The following is a 15,435-nucleotide window of genomic DNA, read 5'->3' as shown; positions in this document are numbered from 1 at the left end:
GGATAGAGCCGGCGCTGAACGAAAGCCCGGCCAACGAACGCCGCGGCACAAGAAGGACCAGACATGGGGGTTGTCCCGGAGCCGGCGCGCTGCGCCGACGACGTGAGCCGTCTCGTGCCTTGCGAGACCTTTTGCGAGGATCAGACCGTGGCGTGGCTGCCGCGGGCCGTGCGCGGACAAGAGCGCCGGAGCTTTGCCAAGACCCGTCGTGCGAAGACCCGCCGCGGCGCCACGCTGGTGGCCGCACTCCTGGCCGGTCTCGCCCTGCCGCAGACCGCATTCGCGCCGGTCGCCTCGGCCCATGACCGCATCGACCTGAGCCCACGCGCCGCGCAGGCCCTGGAGGCGCAGGCCGCGGCAGAGGCCGTGGGGGCTGCCGCGTCCGAGATCGAAACGCCCCGGGACGAGGTTGGTTCCGATGCCGTGTGGACCGGCGTGCCGGTCCCCGAGCAGGAGCCTGCGACGACCGCGCTGATCGAGGGCGACCTCGCCGCCCTGCCCCAGCCGGTGCGGGACGCCGCCGAGGAGAAGATCAAGTTCGGCCCGATGAGCGTGCCGCGCCGGGTGGTGGACACGATCCTGCGGGCCTCGGAGGAGGCCGGCGTCAATCCGGTCTACATGATGGCGCTCGCCGACAAGGAATCGAGCTTCGACACGGACGTGAAGGCCGCGACCTCCTCGGCGCAGGGCCTGTTCCAGTTCGTGACCGCGACCTGGCTGGAGATGATCCGCGATTACGGCGCCCGCTACGGGCTCGCCGCGGAGGCGGCGGCCGTGAAGGGCCGCGGCGGCGCGATCTCGGTCGCGGACGGGATGCGCCAGCGGGTGCTGTCGCTCCGCAACGACCCCTATGTCGCCTGCCTGATGGCGGCCGAGCTGGTGAAGCGCGACCGCGGCCGGATCGAGGCGCGGGTCGGGCGCGAGCTGAGCACGACCGAGCTGTACTTCGCCCACTTCCTCGGCACCGCGAGCGCGGGCCGCTTCCTCAGCCTGTCGAGCGACAAGCCCGAGGCCTCGGCCCAGAAGGCGTTCCGCTCCGCCGCGCGGGCGAACCGCAGCCTGTTCACGCAGAAGAGCGGCAAGGGCCGCCGCGGGCTCACGGTCGCCGAGGTCTACGAGCGCATCGACGGCATGATGGACAAGCGGCTGAGCCGCTACGAGGGCGTCGCCGCGCTCGCCCGCCAGCCCGAGCCGGAGAGCGACGAGACCCCGGTGCGCGTCGCCGAGCCCGCCGAGACCGGCCGCGTGCAGGTCACCGAGGCGTTGCCCGCGGGGCTGTAACGGCCAGCGCAACTCTCCCTCCCCCTTCTGCGGGGGAGGGCGATCGCGCATGCCTCAATGCGCCGCCTGCGCACCTCCGCCGAGCTTCACGTTCTTGAGGATGAGCGCCAGCGGCACGAGGCAGGCGGTCATCGCGCCGAGCACCCAGAACACGTCGATATAGGCCCAGTAGGCCACCTGGGTGGAGAGCTGGCTGCCGATCCAGGCGATGGCCTGATTCTGCGCGTCCGGCCCCGCCAGCCCGTGCTGCTGGAAGTAGCGCGTCGCCTGCGCCAGGGTCTCCTGGTAGGCCGGGCTCGACGGATCGACCGATTCCACCAGCCGGCTCTGATGGAACTGGCTGCGATAGGCCAGGATGTTCTGGGCGAGCGACACGCCCATCGAGCCGCCGACGTTGCGCGCCACGTTGATGAGCGCCGAGGCTTGGTCGGTCTGCTCCTTCCGCAGCCCCTCGTAGGAGGCCGAGGTCACCGAGAGGAAGATCATCGGCAGGCCGATGCCGATATAGATCCGCGACCACGCGAAGAACCAGAACGTGGTGTCGCCGTAGATCCGGGTGAGGTCGTACATCCCGGCGGCCACGATCGCCCCGCCCGTCGCGATCAGCCATTTGGGCTGCACGAAGGACGAGAGCCGCCCGACCAGCGCCATCATCGCCACCGTGACGAGGCCGCCGGGGCCGAGCACCAGCCCCGACAGGGTGGCGGTGTAGCCGTAGTACTCCTGCGTGATCTGCGGGATGAACTGCGTGGTGGCGATCAGGACCGCACCGGTGAACAGCATCACCACGAAGCAGGCGCCGAACTGGCGGCTGTTCAGCAGGCGCAGGTCGATGACCGGGTTCTTCCGGGTCAGCAGCCACGGGATCATGGCGCAGAACGCGACCACGGTGAGCACGCCGAAGACGTTCATCAGGGTCGAGGTGCCGAACCAGTCCTTGCGCTGGCCCTCGTCGAGGACGACCTCAAGCGAGCCGAGGAAGAGCGCCACCAGCAGGAAGCCGACAAGGTCGAAGCGCACCCCCTTCCGCCGCAAGTCCCGGCGCTTGCGCTTGGCCGCCTCGCTGTCCTCGATCAGCCAGTACATCAGGCCGAGCGCGATCACGCCGATCGGCCCGTTGATCAGGAAGCACCAGTGCCAGGAGGCGTTGTCGGAGAGCCAGCCGCCGAGCGTCGGGCCGATCACCGGCGCCACCACGATGGCGACGCCGTAGAGGGCGAAGGCTTGGCCCCGCTTCGCGGGCGGGAAGGAATCCGCCAGGATCGACTGGGCCAGCGGCGCCATGCCGCCGCCGCCGAGCCCCTGGAGCACCCGGAACAGCAGCAGCGATTCCAGGCTCCAGGCGAAGCCGCACAGGATCGAGGCGAGCGTGAAGAGCGCCACGCTCCACATGAAGAAGGCTTTGCGCCCGTAGCGCTTGGCTAGGAAGCTCGACGCGATCAGCGTGATGGCGTTGGCCACGAGGTAGCTCGTCACCACCCATGCCGCCTCGTCGGGCCCGACCGCGAGGCCGCCCGAGATGTAGCGGAGCGCGACGTTGGCGATCGTGGTGTCGAGCACCTCCATGAAGGTGGCGAGCGCCACCACGAGGGCGACCGCCCAGGGGTTGTGGCCCCCGGGCGCTTCGGAGGAGGCGGCGCTCACCGCACGTGGGCTTTCGGCACCACCGACATGCCCGGACCGATCGAGACATCGGTGGGCCAGGCGTCGACCACGATCTTCACGGGAATGCGCTGCGTCACCTTCACGTAGTTGCCGGTGGCGTTCTGCGCGGGCAGCAGGCTGAAGGCGGTGCCGGAGCCCGGCTGCACCGAGTCGATCCGGCCGGTGATCTTGCGGTCCGGATAGGCGTCGATCGTGACGTCGACGTTCTGGCCCGGGCGCATGTCGGTGACCTGGGTCTCCTTGTAGTTCGCGGTGATCCAGATCGCGTCGGGCACGAACATCGACAGGCTCTGGCCCGCCTGGGCGTATTCCCCGACGCCGCCGGTGAGACGCACGACGCGGCCTCCTTGCGCCGCCGTCACGGTCGTGTAGCCGAGGTTGAGCCGGGCCTGGTCACGCTGGGCCTTGGCCTGGGCAAGCTGCGCCTCGGCGCTGGCGCGCTGGGCTTTGAGTGAGCCGACCTGCCGCTCGGCCGCCACTACGTTCGCGTTGGCGCTCGTCAGCGCGGCCTGGCGCTGCTGCAGGGTAGAGGTCGAGGATTGCGATTGCTGGATGGTGCCGGCGCCGCGCTCGGCGAGCTTCTGGTAGCGGTCGGCATCCTCCTGGGCGAATTTCAGCGCCGCCTGCGCGGTGTCGACCTGGGCCTGCGCCACCTCGATCTGCGCCCGCTGCGCCGCGATCTGCGCGTCGACGTTCTCGATCGCCGCCTCGGCCGCCTGCACCTGCGCCTCGGCCTGCTCCAGCGCGACGCGGTAGTCGCGCGGGTCGATCTGGAAGAGCGTGTCGCCGGGCTTCACGTGCTGGTTGTCGGTGACCGGCACGGCCACGACGTAGCCGCCGACCTTCGGGGCGATCGTGAAGCTGCGCGCGTCCACGAAGGCGTCGTCGGTGGTCTCGTAGGGATGAACGTAGACCTGCCAGTAGAGGAACGTGGCCACGCCGAGCGCCACGAGAACGAGGCCGCCGAGCACGAACCACCAAGGATGGCGCCGCAGCACGCCCGGGCGCTCGGCCTCGTCCGTCTCGTCCCCGCCATCCTGGTCGGGATCCCGCGTCCCGGCCTCCTTGCGGGCCTCCTTGCCCTCCGGCGCGTCCTCTCGCGCGTCCTCCCGGTCGCCGGGCCGGCGCGCGGCGGGCTGAAGGTCGAGGATGTCGCGCGCGCCGTCTTGGTCGCGCGCCACGTCCGCCTCGGACCGGCGCGGGAACGCGTCGGCGGGCGCGGCCTGCCGCTGATCGTCGAGCATGGATGCTGATTGCCGAAGGAGGCGCCCCCTGGGGGCTGCGCCTCGGATGAACCCGCCTCGAAACCCAAAAGGTACGGATGCCACCAAAGTTCCATCCCGGGCTCTCGCGTCGCACGGAACGGCGCCCGCCACGCTGCGTTGCGGCAGAATCGCGGGTGGCACGCGCCGTCACGCCGCCGGAGGACTTGGCATGGCAGGAACGTCCGACGCGTCCGGAGGAGCTCCTTCCTCCGGCGGAGGCCTGAGCCCCTCCGGCGTTCCCCTCACCGGGCCGGCCCGGCTCGACGCGATGAGCACGGTGCTCGCCCGCAACTGGTGGCTCGTCGCCCTGCGGGGCGTGTTCGCCATCCTGTTCGGAATCGCCGCCCTCGTGGCGCCGGCCGCCTTCGTGCTCTCCCTGGTGCTGTTCTTCTCGGCCTATATGGTCGTCGACGGGATCTTCGGCATCGTCGCGGCGGTGCGGGCGGCGCAGCGGCACGAGCGCTGGGGCTTCCTGCTCTTCGAGGGGCTCGTCGACATCACGGTCGGCGCGGCGGCCTTCCTGGTGCCGGCCGCGGCGGTCTGGGCCTTCGTGCTGCTGGTGGCGGCCTGGGCCCTCCTCTCGGGCGGCCTGATGATCGCGGCGGCCTTCCGGCTGCACCTGCATTACGGGCGCTGGTGGCTCGGGCTCGGCGGGGCCGTCTCTGTGCTGTTCGGCATCGCGCTCCTGATCAATCCCGGCATGTCGGCGCTGGTGCTGACGTGGTGGCTCGGCGGCTACGCCGTGGCCTTCGGGGTGCTGCTGCTGATCCTGGCCTTCCGCCTGCGCGGGCGCCACGAGGCGGCGGGGCGGCCGGGGCCGCTGGCGCAGCCCTGAACCGGAACGTGAGGCTTTCGGGTCGTAGCGGGCTCGGGCGGGATTCGTCTAAGAACGGCCGTGGACAAGCGTGACAGGCGGCCCGGCCGCTGGCGGCGGATGCGATGAGCCCTCCCGATCCGGAACGCCCGGGCCCCGGCGCGCCGGAGCCGCGGCCCGACCCCGATACCCGCGCGGCCGCCCGCGAGGCGGCCTCGGCCGCCCGCGCCCTCGCGCGCCAGCTCGGCATCCTCGGCGCCGGCGCCGCCCGCGCGGCTCTCCGCGGCGGGAGCCGGCTCGGTGCCCGCGGCGCCGCGGGCCTCGGTAGTGCTGCCGAGCGGCTCAGGGCCCGGCGCCCCGCCGCGGCCGGCGCATCCCCGGGGGCCGCCCCCGCCGAGCAAGCTGCACCCGAGCGAGCCGCCGCCGCGCCGCGCCGGGCCTTCCGGCCCCAGCGCCGCACCCTCGCGATCCTGGCGCTGGTCCTCGTCCTGCCGCTGGGCGCCCTGCTGCTCTATGTGCTAGCCGCCTTCCTGACCCTGCCGCCGCTGGGCTCCGTCTCGAACGATCCGGGCAGCCGCGCGCTCACCGTCGAGGCCGATGACGGGCGCGTCTTCGCCACCCGCGGCGCCTTCCGGGGCGAGCGGCTGACCGCCGCCGACCTGCCGCCGACGCTGGCACAGGCCATCGTCGCCATCGAGGACCGGCGCTTCTACGGCCACTGGGGCGTGGACCTGCGCGGACTCCTGCGCGCCGCCTACCGCAACGCGCTCGGCGGGGGCGTGCGCGAGGGCGGCTCGACCATCACCCAGCAATATGTCCGCCTCACCTCGCTCTCCCAGGAGAAGACGCTCCGGCGCAAGATCCAGGAGGCCTTCCTGGCGCTTCGGGCCGAGAGCGAGATGTCGAAGAGCGACATCCTGCTGGGCTATCTCAACACCGCCTATTTCGGCGCGGGCGCCTACGGGGCGGACGCGGCGGCGCGACGCTATTTCGGCAAGCCCGCCAAGCAGCTGACCCTGCCGGAGGCCGCGATGCTGGCGGGCCTCGTGCGCGCCCCCTCGCAGCTCGCCCCCACCCGCAATTTCGGCGGCGCCAAGGAGCGGGCCGACGTGGTGCTCCAGGCGATGGTCGAGACTGGTGCCATCTCCACCAAGGAGGCGGACGCGGCCCGCGCCAAGACCGTGACGCTGCGCACGCCGCCCGAGACGCCGCCCGGCACCAACTACTTCCTCGACACGGTGCAGGCGGACGCCAAGCGCCTCACCGACACGGGCGGCGACCTCACGGTGCGCTCGACCTTGAATCTCGACCTGCAGAGCTTGGCCGAGGGCGTCATCGCCCGCCGCCTCGACGCGGAGGGGACGAAGAAGAAGGTCTCCCAGGCCGCCCTCGTGGCCCTCTCGCCCCAGGGCGCGATCCTGGCGATGGTCGGCGGGCGCGATTACGAGGACAGCCAGTTCAACCGCGCGGTCCAGGCCAAGCGCCAGGCCGGCTCGCTCTTCAAGCTCTTCGTCTACCTCACCGCCTACGAGCAGGGGCTCTCCCCCGACTCGGTTCTGGTCGACCGCCCGGTCCAGATCGGCGACTGGGAGCCGCAGAATTCGAACAACCGCTTCCGCGGCGCGCTCCCCTTGCGCAGCGCCTTCGCGCTCTCGGTCAACACCATCGCGGCCCAGCTCGGCGACGAGCTTGGCATTCCGGCGGTGATCGCCACCGCCAAGTCCCTGGGCGTCACGTCGGAACTGCCGAATGTGCCGAGTCTCGCGCTCGGCTCAGCCGAGGTGACGCTGCTGGAGATGACCCGCGCCTATGCGGGCGTGCTCGCCAACCGCACGCCGCTCGAGACCTACGCGGTCCACGCGATCCGGGGCGGCGGGCCCCAGCCGCTCTACCTGCGCCCGGATCCGGCCGCGACCCGGGGGCTCCCCGGCGACAGCCGCACCATGATGCTCGACTCGCTCCAGGCGGTGGTCGATTCCGGCACCGGCAAGGCCGCCAAGGTCCCCGGGCTGGCGGTCGGCGGCAAGACCGGCACGACCCAGGATTACCGGGACGCGTGGTTCATCGGCGTGACGCCCGACATGGTGGTCGGCATATGGGTCGGCAACGACGACAACAGCTCGATGAACCGGGTCGGCGGCGGCGACCTGCCGGCCGCGATGTTCCGGGACTTCGTGCAGCGGGCCTCGGCCCAGCTCGCCAAGGGCCGCAAGCGCCCCTCCGCCGCCCGCGCCGAGCCGGCGCCCGCCCCGGCTCCGGCGCCTGCCCCGAATCCGTCGGCCCCGGTCCCGCCCGCCGCGATTCCCGCGGGCGCCGAGGCGCGCGGCGTGCCGGAGGTGATCGATACCGGCACCCTGTCGTTCCGGGGCCGTGTGGTGCGGCTCGCTGGCGTCGAGGGCCAGGGCGGCGCGCTCGCCCGCCAGCTCGCCCGGTATCTGCGCCGCCGCGAGGTCAGCTGCGCGCCCGAGAGCGACGGTATGCGCTGCCGCATCGACGGCGACGACCTCGCCGCCCTGATCCTGGCGGCCGGCGGCGCGCGGGCGAGCGAGGACGCGCCGCAGGACCTGCTGGCCGCCGAGGAGCAGGCCCGCTCCGAGCGCGTGGGGCTGTGGGGCCGCGAGCGCTGAGGGCGCCGCTCGCCGAGCAGGGCGCGGATCCCCTCTCCCCGCGCGCGGAGAGGGGATCCTAGCCTCCGAGCGGGTGGGGGGCAGATCACGAAAAAGCCCTCCCCGCCGGCGGCGAGGAGGGCCCGTCTCACACGGGGGGCGCCCGAGGCGGCCCCTTCATTCACATCACGCGGCGATTGCCTGAGCCGACGGACCGGCCTGCCGCACGTCGGCATCGACATGGGCCTCGAAGCGCTTGAAGTTGTCCTCGAACATCTTCACGAGCCGCGCGGCCGTCTCCACGAAGGCGCCCTTGTTGGCCCAGGTCTTCACCGGGGTCAGGATGTGCGGCTCGACGCCCGGCACCGAGACCGGCACCGCGAAGCCGAAATATGGGTCGCGGCGGAACTCGGCCTGGGCCAGCGAGCCGTCGAGCGCCGCCGAGAGCAGGCGGCGGGTCACGCGGATCGGCATGCGGCGGCCGGTCCCGACGCCGCCGCCGGTCCAGCCGGTGTTGACGAGCCAGCAATCGACGCTGTGCTTGGCGATGAGATCGCGCAGCAGGTTGCCGTAGGTGCTCGGGTGCCGCGGCATGAAGGGCGCGCCGAAGCAGGTCGAGAAGGTCGCCTCCGGCCCGGTCAGGCCGCGCTCGGTGCCCGCCACCTTCGCGGTGTAGCCGGACAAGAAGTGGTACATCGCCTCGGCGCCGGTCAGCTTGGCGATCGGGGGCATCACCCCGAAGGCGTCGCAGGTCAGCATCACGATGTTCTTCGGGTGCCCGGCCCGGCCGGTGGCGCTCGCGTTCGCGATGAAGTCGAGCGGGTAGGCGCAGCGGGTGTTCTCGGTGAGCGAGGCGTCGTCGAAGTCCGGCACCCGGGTGAGCGGATCGATGATCACGTTCTCCATCACCGTGCCGAAGCGCTCGGTGGTGGCGTAGATCTCGGGCTCGGCGTTGCGCGAGAGGCGGATGGTCTTGGCGTAGCAGCCGCCCTCGAAGTTGAAGATGCCCTCGTTCGACCAGCCGTGCTCGTCGTCGCCGAGCAGTTGGCGCGAGGAATCGTTCGAGAGCGTGGTCTTGCCGGTGCCCGACAGGCCGAAGAAGATCGCCGAGCCGCCCTCGGCGTCGAGCGCGGCGTTGGCCGAGCAGTGCATCGGCATGACGCCCTTCCCGGGCAGGATGTAGTTCAGGTAGGTGAAGACCGACTTCTTCATCTCGCCCGCGTAGGCCGAGCCGCCGATCAGCACGATCTTGCGGGTGAAGTCGATGGCGATGACCGTCTTCGAGCGGCAGCCGTGCCGGGCGGGGTCCGCCTGGAAGCTCGGCAGGTCGATGATCGTCATGTCGGGCACGTAGGCCCCGATCTCCGAGCGGTCGGGCCGGATTAGCAGGTTGCGGATGAACAGCGAGTGCCACGCGAACTCGGTGAAGACCCGGGCCTTCACCCGGTGGGCCGGATCGGCCCCGCCGTAGAGGTCCTGGGCGAAGAGTTCCCGGCCCTCGGCGTGCTTCAGGAAGTCCTGGTAGAGGGTCTCGAACTGCTCCGGCGTGATCGCGCCGTTGTTGTCCCACCAGATCTCGTTCTCCGTGGCCGCGTCGCGCACCACGAACTTGTCCTTGGGCGAGCGGCCCGTATGGCTGCCCGTGGTCGCCACCAGGGCGCCGCCGCGGGCGAGCTGCCCTTCCTTGCGCGACAGGGCCTCCTCGTAGAGGCGCGGCGCCTCGAGGTTCCAGTGGACGGCCTTCAGATCGCGAAGGCCGATGGCCTCGGCACCGTGGCCCGCGTTGAACTCACCGATATTGGTCACGATCGTCACTCCCGAGCCCCTGTTCGCGCTTTGGTTCCGGCCCCGGCTTGCCCGTGGCCTTGGGGAGCGTCCGTGCGGTCGTTCAGGACCGCCGCACGCTGGTTCTCCGCTCCCGACCCTGCCTTGGTCGGGCGGCACGAGCCGCCCGGTCAATCCGAACTTTGGGCGTAGGTCCGCCCCACGGCCCCAGAGTTCGGAGCGCGGCCGGCAGAGCCGGGCCGCCGCGCGTGACTGGAGCCGACCGCCTGTCTGTATCCTGAACGATGGTCGCACGGGCGGGCGCGGGGGCGACGGAACCCCTATATTGTAACCCAGCAGACCACCCTTTCGGCCGGCCCCCCGCCCCGCTATGGCGGGCGCGCCGCCCGCCGGAATCGGCCTGCCCCGACACGAGAGTCCCCGATGCCGCAAGCCGTCGCCGGTCCGGAGATCGAGCGCCTGATCCAGCTTCTCGCCCGGATGCCGGGGCTCGGGCCCCGCTCTGCACGCCGCGCCGCGCTGCAGCTCATCAAGAAGCGCGACACGCTGCTCGGCCCCCTCGCCGACGCCATGCGGGTTGCGGCCGAGCGCATCGTGGTCTGCCACGCCTGCGGCAACGTCGATACCAGCGACCCCTGCACGATCTGCCGCGATGCCGCCCGCGATCCCTCGACGCTCGTGGTGGTGGAGGACGTCTCCGACCTCTGGGCGCTGGAGCGCTCGGGCGCGGTCCAGGCGCGCTACCACGTGCTCGGCGGCGTGCTCTCGGCGCTCGACGGCGTGCGGCCGGAACACCTCAACATCGCGAGCCTCGTCGAGCGGGCGAGCGACCCGGCGGTCAAGGAGATCATCTTGGCCTTGAACGCCACGGTCGACGGCCAGACCACCGCCCACTACGTCACCGAGTCGATCCGGCGCCTCGACCTGAAGGTCACCCGCCTCGCCCACGGCGTGCCGGTGGGCGGCGAGCTCGACTACCTGGACGAGGGCACCCTCATGGCGGCGATCCGCAGCCGCACGGCGTTCTGAGGGCGTTCTGTGCCCGTCATTTGACCGGCACTGCGCCCCACCCTATTCGAAACGCTTCCTCAGACGCCCGCGCGCCCCGCCCCGATCGAGCCATGGCCATCCTTCCCCTCGTCATCCTGCCGGATTCGCGCCTGCGCCTCGTCTCCGAGCCGGTCGGCCCCGTCACCAGCGAGATCCGAAAGCTCGCCGACGACATGCTGGAGACGATGTACGACGCGCCCGGCGTCGGGCTCGCCGGGATCCAGATCGGCGTCCAGAAGCGCATCGTCACCATCGACACCTCGAAGGAGGAGAATGTCCGCCGCCCGCAGGTCTTCCTCGATCCGGTGATCACCTGGGAATCGGAGGAGACGCGCGTCTACGACGAGGGCTGCCTGTCGATCCCTGACTACTACGCCGAGGTGACCCGGCCCGACCGCGTGCGCGTGCGCTTCCGCGATCTCGACGGCAAGGAGCAGGAGATCGAGGCCGACGGCCTGCTCGCCACCTGCCTGCAGCACGAGATCGATCACCTCAACGGCGTGCTGTTCATCGACCACATCTCGAAGCTGAAGCGCGACCGGGTGATGAAGAAGTTCGCCAAGGCGGCCAAGCGCGACGCCGCCTGAGGCCACCGGGATGCGCGTCGTCTTCATGGGCACCCCGGACTTCGCGGTGCCGACGCTGGCGCGGATCGCCGAGGACGGCCACGCGGTCGCCGCCGTCTACACCCGCGCGCCCGCCAAGGCGGGTCGCGGCATGAGCTTGCGCCCCTCCCCCGTCCACGCGCTCGCCGACCGGCTCGGCGTGCCGGTGCTGACCCCCGCGAGCCTGAAGGGGCCTGAGGCCGCCGAGACCTTCGCGGCCCACGGCGCGGACGTGGCGGTCGTCGTCGCCTACGGCATGCTCCTGCCGCCCGCGATCCTCGCCCTGCCCCGCCACGGCTGCCTCAACCTGCACGGCTCGCTGCTGCCGCGCTGGCGCGGCGCCGCCCCGATCCAGCGCGCCGTGATGGCGGGCGACCCCGAGAGCGGCGTCGGCGTGATGCGCATGGAGGCCGGGCTCGATACCGGACCGGTGGCGCTGGAGGCGCGGGTGCCGATCACCCCGGGCCTCACCGCGGGCGAGCTGCACGATGCCCTGATGCCCTTGGGCGCCGACCTGATGGCGCGGGCACTCCGGCAACTGGAGGCGGGCGACCTCGCCTTCGTGCCCCAGCCGGAGGAGGGCGTCGTCTACGCCCACAAGATCACGAACGATGAGGCGCGGATCGACTGGTCGCAGGCGGCGGAAGCGGTCGCCCGGCAGGTCAACGGCCTGTCGCCCTTTCCCGGCGCCTTCTTCGAGGCGGATCTCGGTAAGGGACCGGAGCGCGTGAAGGTGCTGAGGGCGCTCCCCGAGGCCGGCTCCGGCGCGCCCGGGACGCTCCTCGACGGCGACTGCACCGTGGCCTGCGGCACGGGCGCGGTGCGCCTGCTCGAACTGCGTCGCGCCGGCAAGGGCGGGGTCGCCAGCGGCGCCGAGTTTCTGCGCGGGGCGCGGCTGGAGCCCGGCGCGCGGTTCGCGGGCTGACATGCCCCGCTACAAGCTCGTCATCGAGTACGACGGCGCGCCCTTCTGCGGCTGGCAGCGGCAGGCGGAGGACCCGACCGTGCAGGCGGCCGTTGAGGCGGCGGTGCTGCGCTTCTCGGGCGAGGCCGTGCGGCTCACCTGCGCCGGGCGCACCGATGCGGGGGTGCACGCGATCGGGCAGGTGGCGCATCTCGACCTCGCCAAGGAGTGGCGCACCGACACCGTGCGGGACGCGCTGAACGCCCACCTCCGTCCGCAGCCCGTGGCGGTGCTCTCGGCCGAGATCGTGCCGGAGACGTTCGACGCGCGGCACTCGGCCATCCGGCGGCACTACCGCTACCGCATCCTCAACCGGCGCAGCCCCGCGGCGCTGACCCGCGCCCATGTCTGGCAGGTGCCCTGGGCGCTCGACGCGGAGCTGATGCACGCGGCCGCCCAGCGGCTTCTGGGCCGGCACGACTTCTCGGCCTTCCGCGCGGCGGAGTGCCAGGCCAACAGCCCCGTGCGCACGCTGGAGCAGCTCGACGTGGCGCGGGTGCGCTTCGGCCTGTTCGACGAGATCGTGGTGGCGACGGCCGCGCGCTCCTTCCTGCACCATCAGGTGCGGGCGATGGTCGGCACGCTGATGCTGGCGGGCTCGCGCCGCCTCACGGGCGACGACGTCGCCGAGATCCTGGCCACGAAGGCCAAGCACCGCTGCGGCCCGCTGGCCCCGGCCTGCGGGCTGACCTTCTCGGGCGTGGACTACGCCTGATCCGGCCCCTCGATGCGGAAGGCGGTCTTCACCGCCTCCGCTTGATCGAGCCCACGGTCTGCATCTGGGCCTGCGCGTCGGCGCGGTCGTCCTCGCTCGCGGCCGCCCAGTTCTTCTCGTAGAGCGTGACGATCCACTCGTCCTTGCGCCCCTGCGCGCCCTCGCGGGCGAGCGCCAGCCACATCAGGCCGCGCACCCGTTGCACCGGCACGCCGCCCATCCCGTTGACCAGGATGTCGCCCAAGAGTGCCTGGGCCGGGTGGTGTCCCTTCTCGGCCGCGAGGTTGAACCAGCGCGCCGCCTGGCGGGCATCGGCATCGACGCCGGTCCCGTCGAGGTAGAGCCGGGCGAGGTTGTACTGCGCGTTCGGGTCGCCGAAATAGGACGCCGCGTAGTTGAACATGTCGTAGGCCCGCGTCGGGTTCGGGCGCACGTAGGTGCCCTTGATCCCGTCGAGGAAGTAGGCGCCGAGCGCGTTGAAGGCGCTCGCGGTCACGCCGGCGATCTGCGCGTCCGGCGCGTCGTCGGTGCCGGCATCCGCGATGCGCGAGAAGTACTCGAAGGCCTTGAGGTCGTCGTGGGGCACGCCGTCCCCGTCCGCGTACATGCGGCCGAGCTTCCACAGGGCCAGCGCGTGGCCCTGGCCGGCGGCGTATTCGAGGGCGCGCGCGGCGCCCTCCTTGTCGCCCGCGTTGTACTCGCGCACGCCCGCGCGCAGCGCGTCCTTGGCCGAGCGGTAGGTCTTCTCCGCCACGGGGGTGCGCGCTGCCGCGTCGAGCGCGCGCGGGGCCGGAACGGAGGCGAGCGTCATCGCTGCCGCGAGCCCCGCGAAACCGAGCATGCGCAGCATCTCAAGTGCCCGAGGCCGACACGGATCGGCCTCGACCGGCCACGCAGTCCGGCTGAGGTCGGACCTAGACGTCCGCATAGGTCTGCGTCTCCTTGGCGCCGCCCGGATGGGTCACGGCGCCGGTCACCGCCGGGCCGACGCCCTGCGCGTATTTCCAGAGGTAGCCGGAGGTCGCAGTGTTCGGGCGCGGCGCCCAGGCCTTGCGGCGCTCGGCCAGCTCGTCGTCTGACAGTGCGACGTCGAGCGTACCCTTGATCGCGTCCAGCGTGATCAGGTCGCCATCACGGATCAGGCCGATCGGGCCGCCGACTGCGGCCTCGGGCCCGACATGGCCGACGCAGAAGCCACGGGTTGCGCCCGAGAAGCGCCCGTCCGTGATCAGCGCGACCTTGTCGCCCATGCCCTGGCCGTAGAGGGCGGCCGTGGTGGAGAGCATCTCGCGCATGCCGGGGCCGCCGCGGGGGCCCTCGTAGCGGATCACCAGAACCTCGCCCTCCTTGTAGGTCCGGTTCTGCACCGCCTGGAAGCAGGCCTCCTCGCCATCGAACACGCGGGCGGGGCCGGTGAAGACCTGTTTTTCCGCCGGCATGCCCGCGACCTTCACGATCGCGCCCTCGGGGGCGAGGTTGCCCCGCAGGCCGACGACGCCGCCGGTCGGGGTGATCGGGGCGTTGGCCGGGCGGACCACGTCCTGGTCCGGGTTCCAGGCCACCTTCTCGAGGTTCTCCGCGATGGTGCGGCCGGTCACCGTCAGGCAGTCGCCGTGGAGGTAGCCGTGGTCGAGGAGCGTCTTCATCAGGAGTGGGATGCCGCCGACCTCGAACATGTCCTTGGCGACGTAGCGCCCACCGGGCTTGAGGTCGGCGATGTAGGGCGTGCGCCGGAAGATCTCGGCCACGTCGAACAGGGTGAATTCGATGCCGCACTCGTGGGCGATCGCCGGCAGGTGGAGCGCCGCGTTGGTCGAGCCGCCGGACGCCGCGACGGTGGCGGCGGCGTTCTCCAGCGCCTTGCGGGTGACGATGTCGCGCGGGCGGATGTTCTTGGCGATGAGCTCCATGACCTTCTCGCCGGCCGCCGCGCAGAACTTGTCGCGGATCTCGTAGGGCGCCGGGGCGCCGGCCGAGTAGGGCAGCGCGAGGCCGATCGCCTCGGAGACGGTCGCCATGGTGTTGGCCGTGAACTGCGCGCCGCAGGCGCCGGCCGACGGGCAGGCGACCTGCTCCAGCTCGTCCAGATCCTCCAGGCTCATGTCGCCGACCGCGACCTTGCCGACCGCCTCGAACAGGTCCTGCACGGTGACCGGCCGGCCCCGGAAGGAGCCGGGCAGGATCGAGCCGCCGTAGATGAAGATCGACGGCACGTTGAGGCGCACCATCGCCATCATCATGCCGGGCAGCGACTTGTCGCAGCCGGCCAAGCCCACGAGCGCGTCGTAGGCGTGGCCGCGCATGGTCAGCTCGACGGAGTCGGCGATGACCTCGCGCGAGGGCAGCGAGGCGCGCATGCCGGCATGGCCCATGGCGATGCCGTCGGTGACCGTGATGGTGCAGAACTCGCGCGGGGTGCCGTGGGCGGCGGCGACGCCCTTCTTCACGGCCTGGGCCTGGCGCATCAGCGAGATGTTGCAGGGGGCGGCCTCGTTCCAGCACGAGGCGACACCGACGAGCGGCTGGTGGATCTGCTCGCGGGTCAGGCCCATGGCGTAGAGGTACGAGCGGTGCGGCGCGCGGTCGGGACCCTCGGTCACGTGCCGGCTCGGCAGCTTCGACTTGTCGTTCACGCGCGCGTCCATGACCCGGGCCCTGTCCGTACTCGGCGACGATCCCGGATAT

The 15,435-nt window shown here is 71.8% G+C and carries 12 protein-coding genes; 7 read left to right on the top strand and 5 right to left on the bottom strand.

Features of this window, described 5'->3' with window-relative positions:
- The first annotated feature begins 63 nt into the window (after positions 1-63).
- Complete coding sequence (locus DK427_RS16330; protein WP_109952184.1) at positions 64-1,281, top strand: transglycosylase SLT domain-containing protein; 1,218 nt, start codon at positions 64-66, stop codon at positions 1,279-1,281.
- A gap of 54 nt (positions 1,282-1,335) precedes the next feature.
- On the opposite strand, the gene DK427_RS16325 is transcribed toward DK427_RS16330, so the two are convergent.
- Both DK427_RS16325 and DK427_RS16320 read right to left on the bottom strand, forming a co-directional pair.
- A complete protein-coding gene (locus DK427_RS16325; RefSeq protein ID WP_109952183.1) occupies positions 1,336-2,925 on the bottom strand; it encodes a DHA2 family efflux MFS transporter permease subunit in 1,590 nt (529 codons plus the stop codon).
- Positions 2,922-4,190 (bottom strand): HlyD family secretion protein, encoded by a 1,269-nt coding sequence (locus tag DK427_RS16320; protein ID WP_245930590.1) that lies wholly within the window; start codon positions 4,188-4,190, stop codon positions 2,922-2,924. Before DK427_RS16320 ends, DK427_RS16325 begins: the two co-directional genes overlap by 4 nt.
- A 190-nt stretch (positions 4,191-4,380) precedes the next feature.
- On the opposite strand from DK427_RS16320, the gene DK427_RS16315 reads away from it, so the two are divergent.
- Both DK427_RS16315 and DK427_RS16310 read left to right on the top strand, forming a co-directional pair.
- On the top strand, positions 4,381-5,046 hold the full coding sequence (locus DK427_RS16315) for an HdeD family acid-resistance protein (protein ID WP_109952182.1): 666 nt from the start codon (positions 4,381-4,383) through the stop codon (positions 5,044-5,046).
- Between the two features lie 104 nt (positions 5,047-5,150).
- Positions 5,151-7,652, top strand: a complete 2,502-nt coding sequence (locus DK427_RS16310; RefSeq protein ID WP_109952181.1) for a PBP1A family penicillin-binding protein — start codon at positions 5,151-5,153, stop codon at positions 7,650-7,652.
- A 165-nt stretch (positions 7,653-7,817) separates the two neighbouring features.
- Here the strand turns inward: DK427_RS16310 and DK427_RS16305 are convergent, their stop codons facing one another.
- Positions 7,818-9,437, bottom strand: coding sequence for a phosphoenolpyruvate carboxykinase (locus DK427_RS16305; RefSeq protein WP_109954213.1), 1,620 nt, complete (start codon positions 9,435-9,437; stop codon positions 7,818-7,820).
- Positions 9,438-9,839: 402 nt separating this feature from the next.
- Here DK427_RS16305 and recR point away from each other — a divergent pair, with 402 nt between their 5' ends.
- The 4 genes from recR (at position 9,840) to truA (ending at position 12,750) form a co-directional block, all read left to right on the top strand.
- Positions 9,840-10,445: a recombination mediator RecR gene (recR, locus tag DK427_RS16300; RefSeq protein ID WP_109952180.1), complete on the top strand. Its 606-nt coding sequence runs from the start codon at positions 9,840-9,842 to the stop codon at positions 10,443-10,445.
- A gap of 92 nt (positions 10,446-10,537) precedes the next feature.
- Positions 10,538-11,053 carry a peptide deformylase gene (def, locus tag DK427_RS16295; RefSeq protein WP_109952179.1) on the top strand — a complete coding sequence of 172 codons (516 nt, stop codon included), beginning with the start codon at positions 10,538-10,540 and terminating at the stop codon, positions 11,051-11,053.
- 10 nt (positions 11,054-11,063) lie between these two features.
- Positions 11,064-11,996, top strand: coding sequence for a methionyl-tRNA formyltransferase (fmt, locus tag DK427_RS16290; RefSeq protein ID WP_109952178.1), 933 nt, complete (start codon positions 11,064-11,066; stop codon positions 11,994-11,996).
- A gap of 1 nt (position 11,997) precedes the next feature.
- Positions 11,998-12,750, top strand: coding sequence for a tRNA pseudouridine(38-40) synthase TruA (gene truA / locus DK427_RS16285; protein WP_109952177.1), 753 nt, complete (start codon positions 11,998-12,000; stop codon positions 12,748-12,750).
- A gap of 28 nt (positions 12,751-12,778) precedes the next feature.
- Here the strand turns inward: truA and DK427_RS16280 are convergent, their stop codons facing one another.
- Together DK427_RS16280 and ilvD are read right to left on the bottom strand one after the other, a co-directional pair.
- Entirely contained in the window at positions 12,779-13,591 is an 813-nt protein-coding gene (locus tag DK427_RS16280) for a tetratricopeptide repeat protein (RefSeq protein WP_425452475.1), read from the bottom strand.
- 73 nt (positions 13,592-13,664) lie between these two features.
- Positions 13,665-15,395, bottom strand: a complete 1,731-nt coding sequence (ilvD, locus tag DK427_RS16275) for a dihydroxy-acid dehydratase (RefSeq protein WP_109952175.1) — start codon at positions 15,393-15,395, stop codon at positions 13,665-13,667.
- Positions 15,396-15,435: the final 40 nt, after the last annotated feature.

The organism is Methylobacterium radiodurans (assembly GCF_003173735.1).
Taxonomy (GTDB): domain Bacteria; phylum Pseudomonadota; class Alphaproteobacteria; order Rhizobiales; family Beijerinckiaceae; genus Methylobacterium; species Methylobacterium radiodurans.
The sequence above is the reverse complement of the archived record's forward strand: the minus strand, read 5'-3'. Positions and strand labels throughout refer to the sequence as shown.

What these genes read in the sequence shown, in the direction of transcription:
- ilvD (WP_109952175.1), bottom strand. Translation starts at nt 15,395, where the DNA reads ATGGACGCGCGCGTGAACGACAAGTCGAAGCTGCCGAGCCGGCACGTG.
- DK427_RS16310 (WP_109952181.1), top strand. Translation starts at nt 5,151, where the DNA reads ATGAGCCCTCCCGATCCGGAACGCCCGGGCCCCGGCGCGCCGGAGCCG.
- DK427_RS16315 (WP_109952182.1), top strand. Translation starts at nt 4,381, where the DNA reads ATGGCAGGAACGTCCGACGCGTCCGGAGGAGCTCCTTCCTCCGGCGGA.
- def (WP_109952179.1), top strand. Translation starts at nt 10,538, where the DNA reads ATGGCCATCCTTCCCCTCGTCATCCTGCCGGATTCGCGCCTGCGCCTC.
- DK427_RS16320 (WP_245930590.1), bottom strand. Translation starts at nt 4,190, where the DNA reads ATGCTCGACGATCAGCGGCAGGCCGCGCCCGCCGACGCGTTCCCGCGC.
- truA (WP_109952177.1), top strand. Translation starts at nt 11,998, where the DNA reads ATGCCCCGCTACAAGCTCGTCATCGAGTACGACGGCGCGCCCTTCTGC.
- DK427_RS16330 (WP_109952184.1), top strand. Translation starts at nt 64, where the DNA reads ATGGGGGTTGTCCCGGAGCCGGCGCGCTGCGCCGACGACGTGAGCCGT.
- DK427_RS16280 (WP_425452475.1), bottom strand. Translation starts at nt 13,591, where the DNA reads ATGCTCGGTTTCGCGGGGCTCGCGGCAGCGATGACGCTCGCCTCCGTT.
- recR (WP_109952180.1), top strand. Translation starts at nt 9,840, where the DNA reads ATGCCGCAAGCCGTCGCCGGTCCGGAGATCGAGCGCCTGATCCAGCTT.
- fmt (WP_109952178.1), top strand. Translation starts at nt 11,064, where the DNA reads ATGCGCGTCGTCTTCATGGGCACCCCGGACTTCGCGGTGCCGACGCTG.